The sequence below is a fragment of the Siccirubricoccus soli genome (assembly GCF_024178315.1).
Taxonomy (GTDB): domain Bacteria; phylum Pseudomonadota; class Alphaproteobacteria; order Acetobacterales; family Acetobacteraceae; genus Siccirubricoccus; species Siccirubricoccus soli.
Map to the genome: position 1 here is coordinate 1 of NZ_JAMZIK010000155.1, position 13076 is coordinate 13076.

At 72.0% G+C, this 13076-nt stretch carries 13 protein-coding genes; 6 read left to right on the plus strand and 7 right to left on the minus strand.

The window, feature by feature from the left end:
• Nucleotides 1–78 precede the first annotated feature (78 nt).
• On the minus strand, nt 79–2130 hold the full coding sequence (locus NJ376_RS22275; RefSeq protein ID WP_252955490.1) for a TonB-dependent receptor family protein: 2052 nt from the start codon (nt 2128–2130) through the stop codon (nt 79–81).
• Nucleotides 2131–2185: 55 nt separating this feature from the next.
• On the minus strand, nt 2186–2542 hold the full coding sequence (locus NJ376_RS22280) for a DUF2946 family protein (RefSeq protein ID WP_252955491.1): 357 nt from the start codon (nt 2540–2542) through the stop codon (nt 2186–2188).
• Nucleotides 2543–2718: 176 nt separating this feature from the next.
• Between NJ376_RS22280 and NJ376_RS22285 the strand changes: the two genes are divergently transcribed.
• The 5 genes from NJ376_RS22285 to NJ376_RS22305 all read left to right on the plus strand — a co-directional run bounded on the left by NJ376_RS22285 (nt 2719) and on the right by NJ376_RS22305 (nt 9606).
• Nucleotides 2719–4146 (plus strand): FAD-binding oxidoreductase, encoded by a 1428-nt coding sequence (locus tag NJ376_RS22285; protein ID WP_252955492.1) that lies wholly within the window; start codon nt 2719–2721, stop codon nt 4144–4146.
• Between the two features lie 160 nt (nt 4147–4306).
• A complete protein-coding gene (locus NJ376_RS22290) occupies nt 4307–4870 on the plus strand; it encodes a Uma2 family endonuclease (RefSeq protein WP_252955493.1) in 564 nt (187 codons plus the stop codon).
• A gap of 157 nt (nt 4871–5027) precedes the next feature.
• A complete protein-coding gene (lptF, locus tag NJ376_RS22295) occupies nt 5028–6194 on the plus strand; it encodes an LPS export ABC transporter permease LptF (RefSeq protein WP_252955494.1) in 1167 nt (388 codons plus the stop codon).
• Entirely contained in the window at nt 6191–7315 is a 1125-nt protein-coding gene (gene lptG, locus NJ376_RS22300) for an LPS export ABC transporter permease LptG (protein WP_252955495.1), read from the plus strand. The genes lptF and lptG overlap by 4 nt, the downstream gene beginning before the upstream one ends.
• Nucleotides 7312–9606 (plus strand): LPS-assembly protein LptD, encoded by a 2295-nt coding sequence (locus tag NJ376_RS22305; protein ID WP_252955496.1) that lies wholly within the window; start codon nt 7312–7314, stop codon nt 9604–9606. Before lptG ends, NJ376_RS22305 begins: the two co-directional genes overlap by 4 nt.
• Here the strand turns inward: NJ376_RS22305 and NJ376_RS22310 are convergent.
• The 4 genes from NJ376_RS22310 to NJ376_RS22325 form a co-directional block, all read right to left on the minus strand.
• Nucleotides 9588–9842, minus strand: a complete 255-nt coding sequence (locus tag NJ376_RS22310) for a hypothetical protein (RefSeq protein ID WP_252955497.1) — start codon at nt 9840–9842, stop codon at nt 9588–9590. The two genes, NJ376_RS22305 and NJ376_RS22310, sit on opposite strands and share 19 nt — an antisense overlap.
• A gap of 290 nt (nt 9843–10132) precedes the next feature.
• A complete protein-coding gene (locus NJ376_RS22315) occupies nt 10133–10951 on the minus strand; it encodes a GNAT family N-acetyltransferase (protein WP_252955498.1) in 819 nt (272 codons plus the stop codon).
• The gene (locus NJ376_RS22320; RefSeq protein WP_252955499.1) at nt 10948–11433 is read right to left on the minus strand and encodes a Fur family transcriptional regulator; all 486 of its coding nucleotides are present in this window, start codon (nt 11431–11433) and stop codon (nt 10948–10950) included. Before NJ376_RS22320 ends, NJ376_RS22315 begins: the two co-directional genes overlap by 4 nt.
• A gap of 248 nt (nt 11434–11681) precedes the next feature.
• Entirely contained in the window at nt 11682–12152 is a 471-nt protein-coding gene (locus tag NJ376_RS22325; RefSeq protein WP_252955500.1) for a MucR family transcriptional regulator, read from the minus strand.
• Nucleotides 12153–12241: 89 nt separating this feature from the next.
• Here NJ376_RS22325 and NJ376_RS22330 point away from each other — a divergent pair, with 89 nt between their 5' ends.
• On the plus strand, nt 12242–12499 hold the full coding sequence (locus NJ376_RS22330) for a sulfurtransferase TusA family protein (RefSeq protein WP_252955501.1): 258 nt from the start codon (nt 12242–12244) through the stop codon (nt 12497–12499).
• 25 nt (nt 12500–12524) lie between these two features.
• On the opposite strand, the gene NJ376_RS22335 is transcribed toward NJ376_RS22330, so the two are convergent.
• Nucleotides 12525–12989 carry a GNAT family N-acetyltransferase gene (locus NJ376_RS22335; protein ID WP_252955502.1) on the minus strand — a complete coding sequence of 155 codons (465 nt, stop codon included), beginning with the start codon at nt 12987–12989 and terminating at the stop codon, nt 12525–12527.
• Nucleotides 12990–13076: the final 87 nt, after the last annotated feature.

Below are 13076 nucleotides of genomic sequence, written 5' to 3' on the forward strand. Positions count from 1 at the left end.
TAGGCGCCTGGTGAGGAGGGCCTCGCACAGCCTGCCGCGGCAAAGCCGCAGCAGGGCACCAGGCGGCGCTCGGGTGGCTCAGAAGGCGATCCGCGTCCCCAGGAAGACGCTCCGCCCCTCGCCCGGGTAGAACACCGCCGTGTTCGCCCCCGGCGCCGCGGCATTGGCGAGGGTCGAGAGGTCGGAGACGTAGCGCTTGTTCGTCAGGTTGCGCGCATCGAGGAAGAGCGTGATGCCCGGCGCCACATTCAGCGCCGCCTCCAGCCCCAGCTTGAAATAGCCATTGGTCCTGAGGGTATTCGCGTAATCCGCCCAGGCCCCCACCGGCACCCAGTCCAGGATCGGGGTGATCGACCCCTCCGGCCGGGCATAGGTGAGGGCGCTGCGCAGCACATGCGGCGGCAGGCCGGCGATGCGGTTGCCGCCATATTGCCGGTCGCCGCGGAAGCGGAAATCGTTCCAGGTCCAGACCTGGCCGAAACTCAGCCGGTCCTCCGCCCCCAGCAGCCCCCGCGCCACATCGACATGCGCGGCGAATTCCACCCCCTGGTTCACCGTGCTGCCGGCATTGAAGGTGCCGGCCGGGATGGAGGGATCGACGGTGAATTGCAGCAGCTGCCCGCGGATGTTGCTGCGGAACAGCGTCAGGTCCCAGCCGCCGCGCTCGAACCGCCCACGCGTGCCGATCTCCACCGTCCAGGCGCGCTGGCTTTGCAGCGGCACCCAGAAGGGCGCCCCGCCCACCGTCTGCAGCTGGTCGGAGAAATCCGGCACGTCCTGGCTGCGCGTCAGGTTGGTGAAGACCTGCACCTCCGGCCGCGGCTCCCACAGCAGGCCGATGCGCGGGTTCAGCCCGTCATAGCTGCGGCTGAAGCGCTGGCCGTTCAGCCGGTTCTCATAGGCCCGGTCGTTGCGCAGCGCCTTCACCCCGGTGACCAGGGCAAGCTGCGACAGCAGCCAGAGCCGGTTCTCGGCATAGATCTCGTAATTCTCCGCCCGCTGCACGCCCTTGGCCGTCAGCGCGCCGCGGGAGCCGCGGTTGTTGAGGTACTGCAAGGCGTCATTGCTGCCGGCGAAGTAGCGCGCCCCCAGCACCAGCTCGCTGCGCAGCCCGCCGAGCTGGAATTCGGTGCTGAAGCGCGGCGCCACGCCCCAGGTGAGGCCATCCTGGTCGATCACCTGGAAGATCGGGTGGTAGAGGCGCTTATGGGTCAGCCAGCTATCGACATCGAGCTGCCCGGCCGCCAGCCGCACCGTGGTCCGGTTGGCGAAGCGCTCCGCCCAGACATTGCGCGCCTGGTTGCCGGACAGCGCCGCCGCGCTGGCGCTGCGCGGCCGGTTCAGCGCGTCCGAAAGGCTGAGCGAGCCGGGAAGCTGCTGCCGCACGATATAGGCGCCGGCATAGAAGCGCGTCTCGACATTGTTGGAGATGCGGTAGCCGAGATTGGCGTTGAACTGCTCGTACTGGCTGCGGCTGTGCTGCCGCCAGCCATCCTGGTGCATCACCGTCCCGGTGCCGAGCACATCCCAGTCGCCGAAGATGCGGGAGGCCTGGCCGGAGAGTCGCCAGGTGCCGAAGGTGCCGCCCTCCGCCCGCAGGATGTTCGGCGCCTCCGCCGTATGCGCCGTCGGCGTCGTGAAATCGACGGCGCCACCGAGCGAGGAGCTGCCGAAGCGCAGCGCATTGCCGCCCGGATAGACGGCCGCGCTGCGCAGGGCCAGCGGGTCGATCTGGTAGAAATCGCCGCTGCCATCGGCGAAATTCACCGGAATGCCGTCCTGCAGCACCTCCACCCCGCGCAGGTGGAAGCCGCGGGCGATGCCGGAGCCGCGCAGCGAGAGCCGCAGCTCCTGCCCGTAGCGGCTCTGCACGAAGACGCCGGGCGTTTCGGCCAGCACCTCGCGCAGGGTGGCGGCGTAGCGGTTCTGGAATTCCTCGCTGTCGACGAAGCGGGTGGCGGCGGGCGCCTGTTCCAGCGCGCGGCGCTGCGCCTCGACCGGCGGGGCGGTGAGGGAGCCGGCGGCCCGGCCTTCGACCTCGATGGCGGGCAGGGTGGTCTGGGCCAGGGCAAGCCCGGGCAGGAGTGACAACAGGGCGGCGCCACGCAGGGCGCGCTTCGGGGTGGGCATGACAGATCTCCTGACGAACGCGGAACGCCGCACGGGGCCGTGCGGCGGGCTGGCGTCAGGCGAGGGGCGGGGCTCTCGGCTGCTGCGGCGGCGCCCGGGCGGGGGCCGGCGGCAGCCCGGCCAGGGGCGGCGGCACCGCCCGGGCATAGGCGATGCGCAGCGCCGGCAGGGCGGGCGCGGCCGGTTCCAGCGCCGCCGCGCCGGGGCAGAGCGGGCAGCTATCGTGGGCCGGCAGCGCCTCCTTTCGGCCGTCCCCGTCCAGATGCAGGGTGCGGAGGCCATCGACGGTGCAGATCTCCACCGCCAGGCCATGCCCGCCGAGGCCCCCGATGCAATGCGCAAAGGCCATCCCCCACTGCAGCGCGAGCAGCAGCGCGAGGAAGGGGCCATGGCGCAGGGCGCGGCGGGACATGCGGGATGGATGCCGCAAAGTTGCGCCCTTGTCACCGTCCCGGGCGCGGGCGGTGCCCGCCCGCTCTCGCCGGGGGGAGGGCGGTCGCCGCAGGGCATCTGCCGGCTTCTGCCCTGGCGCGCGCGGCGCCGGCGGGTGAAATTGACCGGCGTCCCAGGAAAGGGGAGTGTCCCGCCATGCCTGACGACCAGCCCCTGCCCAGCCCCCTGCTCGACCGCCTGGCCGCCCTGCTCGGCCCGCGCGGCATCCTGACCGAAGCGGCCGATCTGGAGCCGCATCTGGCGGATTGGCGTGCCCTGTACCGGGGGAAGACCCCCTGCGTGCTGCGCCCGGCCAGCACCCAGGAACTGGCCGAGGCGGTGAAGCTTTGCGCCGCCGCCGGCGCGCCGCTGGTGCCGCAGGGCGGCAACACCTCCATGGTCGGCGGCGGCGTGCCGGATGAGGGCGGGCGGCAGATCGTCGTCTCCATGGCCCGGATGAACCGGGTGCGGGACATCGACCCGCTGGACATGACCATGACCGCCGAGGCGGGCGTGGTGCTGAAGGCCGCCCAGGATGCGGCGGCGGAGGCGGGCTGCCTTTTCCCCCTCTCCCTCGGCGCCGAGGGCACGGCGACGATCGGCGGCGTGCTCTCCACCAATGCCGGCGGCAACACCACGGTGCGCTACGGCAATGCCCGCGAATTGATGCTGGGGCTGGAAGTGGTGCTGCCGGACGGGCAGGTGTGGAACGGGCTGCGGCGGCTGCGGAAGGACAATACCGGCTACGCGCTGCGCCACCTGTTCGTCGGGGCGGAGGGCACGCTCGGCTTCATCACCGCCGCCGTGCTCCGCCTCTTCCCGCGGGCGCGGGAGAGCGAGGTGGCGCTGTGCATCGTGCGGGACGAGGCTGCGGCGCTGGCCCTGTTCCGCCGGGTGCGGGACCGCGACGAGACGGCGGTGCGCGCCTTCGAATACATGTCCGGCACGGGCGTCGAGCTGTACCGGACGCAGATCGAGGGCGGCACCGTGCCGCTGACCGGCGGGGAGCATTATGTGCTGGTCGACCTCGCCTCCTCCCGCCCCGATGCGGGCTTGCGCGCCCTGATGGAGGCGGTGCTGGAGGAGGCGCTGGAAGCCGGCGAGGTGCTGGACGCCACGATTGCCGAGAGCGAGGCGCAGCGGGCGGCGCTGTGGCGCATCCGGGAGGAGCATCCGGAGGCGCAGAAGCGCGAGGGGGCGAGCGTGAAGAACGACGTCTCCGTGCCGGTCAGCCGGACCCCGGAGCTGATCCGGCGCAGCTCCGCCGCCCTGAAGGCGATGATCCCCGGCAGCCGGCCGGTGCCCTTCGGCCATCTCGGCGACGGCAACATCCACATGAACCTGCAGCAGCCGCCGGGCATGCAGGCGGCCGACTTCCTCGCCCGCAGCCATGACATCATGGACACGGTGAACGAGATCGTCCGCGAGCTGGGCGGCAGCTTCTCCGCCGAGCACGGGATCGGCCGGCTGAAGACGGACATGATGGAAAGCTGGCGCGGCGGGGCGGAGCTGGACGTCATGCGCCGGGTGAAGGCGGCGATCGACCCGCGGGGCATCATGAATCCGGGGAAGGTGCTGCCTTAGCGGGGGGGGCAGGGCGTTCCGCGCAAGGCCGGGAACGGGCCTGGAAGGCGTCCCGGCGCCCCGGGCCCGGCACGGTCCAATGCGCGGAAGTCCCTTCGGGGCCCGGGCGATGCGGGATTTGAAGCATGCGTCCCGGCCGGGGGCTCCCTATATTGCGCCCATGAACGCCCTGCCCCAGCCCGTGCCGGAGCCGATGACCGCCGAGGAGTTCCTCGCCTGGGCGGCGGAGCACGAGGCCCGGGCGGAGCTGGCCGGCGGCCGGGTGATCGCCATGGCACCGGAGCGCTACATCCACGCCCGGACCAAGGGCCAGGTCTTCCGCGCGCTGGAGGACGCCATCCGCGCCGCGGGACTGCCCTGCGAGGCGCTGGTGGACGGCATGTCGGTGCAGGTGGATGCCGCGACGGTCTATGAGCCCGATGCCCTGGTCCGCTGCGGCGGCCCCCTGCCGCCGGACCTGCTGGCGGTGCCCGACCCGCTGATCCTGGTGGAGGTGGTCTCCCCCTCCTCCTCCCGGATCGACAGCACGGAGAAGCTCGGGGATTACTTCCGCATCCCGAGCGTCCGGCATTACCTGGTGGTGCGGGCCGCGGCGCGGATGGTGGTCCACCACGCCAGGGACCAGGCGGGTGGCATCGCCACACGGCTGCTGAGCCAGGGCCGGCTCACCCTGAACCCGCCCGGCCTGACCCTTGCGATGGCGGACCTCTTCCCGCCCGCCTGAGGACCTGCCCGGAACTTCGAGCCCGCCGGGGCGGGGCCCGGGGGCAGCACCCCTGGCGGGGCATGGGGGCGGAGCCCCCACTCCCTTGTTGTCCCTCCTGTCCATCCCCGCCTTCCGCCCGCCCCTCCCCGCCGCTAGGGTGCCGCCCGCCAGCCCCATGACCCGACTCGACAGCTACATCTTCCGCCAGCTCGCCCTTGCGCTGCTCGCCGTCACCATCGGCCTGGCGGCGCTGGTCTGGCTGACCCAGTCGCTCCGCTTCATCGAGCTGGTGCTGGACCGCGGCCTGTCCTTCCTCGTCTTCATCGAGCTGACCGGCCTGCTGCTGCCCAGCTTCTTCGCCGTCATCCTGCCCATCACCACCTTCGTGGTGACGCTCTTCGTCTATGTCCGCCTCGCCGCGGACCGCGAATTGGTGGTGATGCGCGCCGCCGGCCTCTCGCAATGGCGGCTCTCCCGCCCCGCCCTCGGCCTCGCCGCCATCACCGTCGGCCTCTGCTACTGGCTGAACCTGGACGTGGTCCCCGCCACCCAGGCCGCCTTCCGCGCCTGGCAGTTCGAGATCCGCAACCAGCTCGCCGCCATCCTGGTGCAGGAAGGCGTCTTCAGCTCGGTCGGCGACGACCTCACCGTCTATGCCCGCTACCGGGACAAGGACGGCACCCTGCGCGGCATCCTGGTGCATGATGCGCGGGAGCGCGGCGCCCCCGTGACCATCCTGGCGGAGGCCGGGCGCATCACCCCCACCCCCTCCGGCCCGCGCGTGACGCTGGAGAATGGCCAGCGCCAGCAGGTGGAACGGGTGCCGCCCCCCGCCGGCAGCCCACCCGGCACCCCCGCCACCACCCGCCTCTCCGTCCTCTCCTTCAGCGAGAACAGCGTGGACCTCGCCCGCACCAGCCGGGGGGAGGGGGACAGCCGCTACCGCAACGCCCAGGAACGCACCCTGGACGAGCTGCTGCACCCCGACCCGGCGGACAACGTCCCGGAACGCGACCTCCGCCGCTTCAGGGCGGAGGCGCACCGGCGCCTGACCGACCCGATCAACACCCTGTCCTTCTGCCTTGTCGCCCTGGCCACGGCGCTGACCGGGCAGTTCCGCCGGCATGGCGGCGGGCTGCGGCTCTTCACCGGCATCGCCGTAGTGGTGGCGCTGCTGGCCGCCGGGCTCATCGCCGGCAACCTGGCGGGGCGGCAGAATGCGATGATCCCGCTGCTCTGGCTGACCGCCATCCTGCCCGGCGTGGTCGCCGCCTGGACCATCGCCGGCATGCCCGGCCTGCCGCGGCACCGTCCCCGGCCCCCGGCGGCGGACCCGGCATGATGGCGGCCACCACCCTCACCCTCTATGTCGCCCGCCGCTTCCTCTCGGCGACCCTGGCGATGTTGGCCGGCCTCACCCTGCTCGTCGCCCTGTTCGACTTCATCGAGCTGCTGCGCCGCGCCGCCAACCGGCCGGAGGCGGGCTTCGCCCTGGTGGCGCAGATCGCCGGGCTGCGCCTGCCCTATGTCGGGCTGCAGATCCTGCCCTTCGCCATCCTGCTCGGCGGGCTGCTGGCCTTCTGGCGCCTCACCCGCTCCTCCGAACTCGTGGTGGCGCGGGCGGCGGGGATTTCCGCCTGGGGGTTCCTGTCGGGCCCGGTGCTGGTCGCGCTCGCCTTCGGCCTGCTCGGCACGCTCGCCATCTCCCCCCTCTCCTCCGCCATGCTCGCCCGGGCGGAGCGGCTGGACTACGCCTATCTCCGCGCCCAGGCCGGCATCACCGCCATCGCCGGCGGCCGGCTCTGGCTGCGCCAGGCGGATCGGGGGCTGGAGCCGCAGGGGGTGGCCATCCTCTCCGGCCGGCCCGTGGCGGAACGCGGCCCGGCCCGCGGCGCCGCCTTCGCGATGACCGATGTCAGCCTCTGGCGCCTTTCCGCCCAGGACCGGCCCCTGGCGCGGATCGAGGCGCCGCGCGCCCGGCTGCTGCCCGGCCGCTGGATCCTCGAGGGTGCAGTGACCTTCCGCGCCGACCACAGCGCTGGCCCGCCGCAGGAGCTGAGCTTCCCGACCGACCTGACCCCCAACCGGATCGAGGACAGCTTCGCCTCCCCGGACACGCTGAGCTTCTGGGCCCTGCCCGGCTTCATCGCGATTCTGGAGGAGGCGGGCTTCTCCGCCGTGCGCCACCGGCTGCATTTCCAGTCCCTGCTGGCGCTGCCGGCGCTGGCCAGCACCATGGCGCTGCTCTCGGCCGGCTTCTCCATGCGGTCCTCCCGCCGCGGCGGCACCGCGCAGATGGTCGCGGCCGGCGTCGCGGCCGGCTTCGCGCTCTTCGTGCTGGACAAGATCAGCGGCGAATTCGGGGAGGCCGGCACCCTCCCTGTGCAACTGGCCGCCTGGGCGCCTAGCATGGCAGGGTTGCTGCTCGCCCTCGCCCTGCTGCTGCATCTGGAGGATGGATGATTCTGCGGAAGCTAGCTGTGTCGGCGGCGCTGGCCGGCTTCTTCTGCCTCCCCTCGGGCGGGCCGGCCCGGGCGCAGATCGACGCGCCCTCTCTCACCCCGCGGGACCCGGCGCCCTTCTCCGGCCCGCAGCCCGCGCCGGCGCCGTCCCGCCGCGCCGGCCGCCTCGGCGGCGGGGCGGAGCCGTCGCCGGAGGACAGCAACGCCCCCGTCACCTTCACCGCGGAGGAGGTGGAGTACGACCGTGAGCGCGGTGTGGTCACCGCCCGCGGCCGGGTGGAGGCCTGGCAGGGCGAGCGCATCCTGCGCGCCGACGAATTCACCTACGACCGCAACACCGGCGTCGCGACCGCCCGCGGCAACGTCCAGCTGTTGGAAGCCGACGGCACCGTCCTCTTCGCCGACACCGCGGAGCTGAAGGACCGCTTCCGCGACGGCGTGCTGACCGGGGTGCGCGCCCTGCTGGCCGCCAATGCCCGCATGGCCGCCAATGGCGCCCGCCGCACCGGCGGCACGGTGAACGAGCTCGGCCGCGTGGTCTATTCCAGCTGCGACCTCTGCGAGGACGACCCGACCGCCCCGCCGCTCTGGCAGGTGCAGGCGCGCCGGGCGGTGCAGGACAAGGAGTCGCAGCGCATCACCTACCGGGACGCGACGGTGCGCTTCTTCGGCGTGCCGCTGCTCTACACCCCCTATCTCTCGCATCCGGAGCCGGGGCTGCCCCGCGCCTCCGGCTTCCTCTTCCCCACCATGGGCATCACCCGCTTCCTCGGTGCCTATGTCGGCTTCCCCTATTTCTGGGCGATCGACGACAGCCAGGACCTGCTGGTGACGCCGATGTTCTCCGCCCGGCAATACCCCAATATCGGCCTCGAATACCGCCGCATGTTCAATTCCGGGGAGATCACCGGCAGCGCCTCCATCGGCGGCCTCTCCGGCAAGGACAATGACGGCAAGGAGGAGCTGGCCGGCCACATCTTCCTGAAGGGCCGCTTCGCGCTGGACGAGCACTGGCGCGCCGGCTTCGACCTGAACCGGGCCAGCAGCGAGCTCTATCTCCGCACCTTCCGCTACGAGTACCGGCGGGTGCTGACCAGCCAGGCCTATACCGAAGGCTTCTGGGGCACCGAGGGCTATGCCCGCTTCGACGCCCGCGCCTATCAGGGGCTGCGCACCTCGGACGACACCCGCCAGGTGCCCTATGTGCTCCCCAACCTCTACTACGAGATGGCGCCGCGCGGGCGGGTGGCTGGCGGCTTCCTCACCGCCGACATCAGCGGCCTCGGCATCTATCGGGAGATCGGCAGCTTCAGCCAGCGCCTCGCCACGCGCGTGAGCTGGGAACGGCCGGAGCTGGACAATTACGGCGGGCTCTGGACCTTCAAGCTGCAGGGCGACGTGCTCGGCTACCGCGCCCGCGGCCAGCAGGAGAGCCCGACCAACCTGCCGGAGGCCAATGGCTCCCGCGGCGTCGCCAATATCCGGGCCGCAGTGGATTGGCGCATGCCCTTCGTCCGCCCCGCCGGGGAGTGGGGCAGCCAGACCATCGAGCCGCGGGTGCAATTCGTCACCGGCCCGCGCATGGGGCCGCAGCGCGAGATCCCGAACGAGGACAGCGTCGATTTCGAATTCACCGACGCCAACCTCTTCGCCCTGAACCGCTTCACCGGCCGGGACCGGCAGGAGGGCGGGACGCGGGTGGATACCGCCATCCGCGCCGCCTGGGACTTCCCGAATGGCGGCCAGGTGGAGGGGCTGGTCGGCCGCTCCTTCCGCCTCGACGACGACATCTTCAGCCCCTATCCGGGCTCGGGCCTCGACCGCCGCGGCTCCGACTACGTGGCGCGGCTGCGCGTGGCGCCGACGAGCTGGTTCGAGGTGCTGGGCCGCGTCCGCACCGATGGCGAGCGCTGGACGCAGCGCCGGCTGGCCGACACCACGGCCACCGTCTCGCTCGGCCCGGTGGCGGTCTCCGCCGGCTATCTCTACGCCCCGCCGGTGCCCTACCTCCTCCCGACCCGTTCGCGCGACGAGGTCTCGCTCGGCGTCTCGGCCAGGCTTGGCCAGTACTGGCGGGCCTCGGCGGCGGGGCGCTACGACCTCGGCATCGGGCGGATGGTGCTGCTCACGGGCAGCGTCGGCTACGAGGATGAGTGCTTCATCCTGGAAGGCCGCTTCCTCAAGCGCTTCGCCGAGGACCCGACGACCAACACCACCTATCCGGCGAATACGGTGGTGCTGGTCAGGATCGGGCTGAAGACGATCGGCGACTACTACCTGCGGGCGCTGTAGCCGCCGGGCCTGACGCGCGGCGGCGGCTTCGGGCCCATCACCGCGTCGATCTCGGCCTTGGCGCGGTTCAGCGCATCGGCCAGCGTCACCACCAGGGAATCGCGCGTCACCTCCCGCGGCTGGCCGCGATTGGGCGGCGGGACGATGGTGACGCTGAAGCCGGCCTTGCCGTTGTCCACCACCTCCAGCCGGTGCAGGCGATATTCCCGCGTCTGAACCACCTGCAGTTTCGGCATCCCCACTCTCTCCATCCATCCCCAGGGCATCCCCGGGCCGCGCGGCATCGCCGACGATCCGGACCATGCGACAACGAAAACCCGGAGCGGCGCCACGCCGGCACGATCCGGGTGAAGCCGCCCCGAACCGGCCGGCCCCGTCCCGGGCGCCGCCGCGGCGGCGCCGTCCGGCCGGGAGTCCGGCCAGATCGGCAATCGGCTTGCTGCGCCGCGATTGCGGCAAATCTCGGGGCAAGCTGCGGCGCCACTCTGGCGCCGCGGATGCTGCAATGCAACAGACCGGCGCTGCCTCAGCCGGCCTCGGCCCAGCCCAGTCGCCGCTCGTAGTGCTTGTGGTACTTGTCGGTGATCAGCGCGGTCTTCACCACCACGCAGATATCCGTGGTGTTGAAGGGCCGGTCCAGCACCGCCCCATCTCCGACGAAGCCGCCGAGGCGCAGATAGCCCTTCACCAGCGGCGGCAGCTCGTTCTGCACCGCCCGCAGGTCGAGCCGCGCGGGGTCGAGCCGCGCCATCTCCACATGGCGCTCCGGCAGGGCGCGCGGCCGCAGCGGCTCCGGCGCCAGGTGGTGCGCGTGCAGATAGGTGAGCACCGGCGCCAGCGCGTCGAGATCCGTGCCATGCAGGCTGGCGCAGCCGAACATCAGGTCGATCTTGTGGCGGAAGACATAGGCGGCGATGCCGCGCCAGAGGAGCTGTAACGTGCCGCGGGTGCGGTGGTCCGCCTCGACGCAGGAGCGGCCGAGCTCGAGGATCTCGCCCGGCAGGGCCAGCAGCGGGCCGATGTCGAATTCGCTGGCGGTGTAGAAGCGGCCGATCCGGGCGGCGGCGCTGCGGCGGATCAGCCGGTAGGTGCCGACGACGGCATCCGGCCCCTGGCCTCGCTCATGGTTGATGACCAGGAGGTGGTCGGCCACCGCGTCGAATTCGTCGATGTCGCGGCGGGCGCGGATCGCGGCGGCATCCGCCTGGGCGCCCATCTCCTCGTAGAAGACGCGGTAGCGCAGCGCCTGGGCGGCATCCACCTCCGCCGGCGTCGTGGCGATGCGGACGCCCAGATGGCCGGCCCGCAATTCCCCGAAGCCGGCTTCCTCCCCCGTCCCGCTCATTCCTGGCGCTGCGGCTTGCCGCGGGGGCGGACGGGGGCGGGGGCTTCCGGCTGCCGCCGCCCGAACAGCTCGAGCCGCGTATCCTCGAGCCGGAAGCCGAGATCGCCGGCGATCCGCCCGAGCAGGGCTTCCAGCCGCTCATCGGCGAATTCGATGACCTTGCCGGTATCGACGTCGATCAGGTGGTAATGGTGGCCGCGATCCGCCTGGTCGTAGCGGGCGCGGCCGCCGCCGAAATCCCGCCGCTCCAGGATGCCCTTCTCCTCCAGCAGCCGGACGGTGCGATAGACCGTGGCGATGGAGATGCGGTCATCCCGCGCGATGGCGCGGCGGTACAGCTCCTCCACATCCGGGTGGTCGCTGCTTTCCGAGAGCACGCGCGCGATCAGCCGGCGCTGTCCCGTCATCTTCAGGCCGCGCTCGATGCACAGCCTTTCGATGCGGGAGATCCCCTGGTCCTCGGTGAGGCTGGGCGTGTGCATGCGCGCGGTGATCTGGCTTTCCTGGCCCTGGGCAGCCTGCTGCCCAGGGCGGTTGCGGTGGGCGGTTGCGGTGGGCGGTTGCGGTGGCGGTCTCGGTGTTCCGTCTGCCTGGAACCGCGACCATAGCGCCGCGGCTGCGCCGCCACCATCGCCGAAGCGGGCGGCCGCGCCGCCGCCGGGTTAGCTTCCGGCCCGCCAGGGGGTCAAGCGATCAACTCTCCCGCCCGGCCGGAGGAGCGCCCGCCGTCTCAGCCCGCCGCCTTGGCGGCCGCCGGCGCCGGCTCTGCCCGCCGCGGCCCGCGCGCGGGGCGGCCGCGCGGCTTGGTGCCGAGGCCGATCTTCTTGGCCAGCGAGGAGCGATGCTTGGCGTAGTTCGGCGCCACCATCGGGTAGTCCGGCGGCAGGCCCCAGCGTTCCCGGTACTGGTCCGGCGTGAGGTTGTAGGAGGTCTGCAGATGCCGCTTCAGCATCTTCAGCTTCTTGCCGTCCTCCAGGCACACCAGATACTCCGGCGTGATCGATTTCTTGACAGGAACGGCCGGCTGCGGGCGTTCCGGCTGCGGCTTCGCCACCGGCTGCCCGACCGAGGCCAGGGTCCGGTACACATCCTGGATGAGGTTCGGCAGATCGGCCAGCGACACCGGATTGTTCGAGACATGCGCGGCGACGATTTCGGCCGTCAGTCCCAGGAGGTCGGCAGCGGGGGATTCTTCAGCCATCTGGCGTGTCTTCCTGTTCCAGGCCCGGGAGCTATACTGCTTCGTGTGGCCGTTTCGCAATGCGGCTTGTCGATTCGCGGGGGTAGATTATGGCGCCATACCTTCACGGGCAAGAAATCGCGGGGGATCGCCAGCTCGATATCACCGCCGAGACTTGCCCCATGACCTTCGTCCGCACCCGGCTTGCGCTGGACCGCATGGCGAGCGGGGAGACCCTGCTGGTGCGCTTGCGCGGCGAAGAACCACGCCGCAACATCCCCCGTACCGCCAGCGAACAGGGCCATGCGGTATTGGCAGAGGTCGCGGCACTGGATGGAACCGTATTGGTGCTTTTGCGCAAGAAATAACCGCCGCCTGCCCGGGCTTCCTCCTCTATAACGCCTTATCCCGCAAAGCGTTGTCGGCCGAAGGCGGCAGGGCGCGGCGCAGCACCAGCGCATCCCCGCCATCCGCATAGTAGCGCCGGCGGCGCCCGACCGGCAGGAAGCCCGCCCCGGCATAAAGCGCCTGCGCCGCTTCGTTGCTTGCCGCCACCTCCAGGAACATCGCCTCCGCCCCCAGCCCGGCGGCCAGGCCCAGCGCCGCGCCGAGCAGGGCGGCACCGCAGCCGCGCCGCCGCGCCGCCGGCACCACGGCGAGCGTCAGGATCTCCGCCTCCCCCGCCGCCGCCCGGGCCAGGATGAAGCCCCGCCCCGGCAGGTGCAGGGCGAAGGCGCCCGGCATCTCCAGCATCAGCCGCAGCGCATCGGCGCCCCAGGCCTCCTCGGGCGGGAAGGCGAGGCGGTGCAGCGCCGCCAGCGCCGGCGCCGCGGCCGCCCCGGCCGGCTCCGGATTCATCCCGGCAGCCTGACCGCCGGCGGCTCGGCATAGAGCGCGCGGAGCGGCAGCGGGGGCAGCCGGCCGGCCAGGCGCAGCGCGGCAACG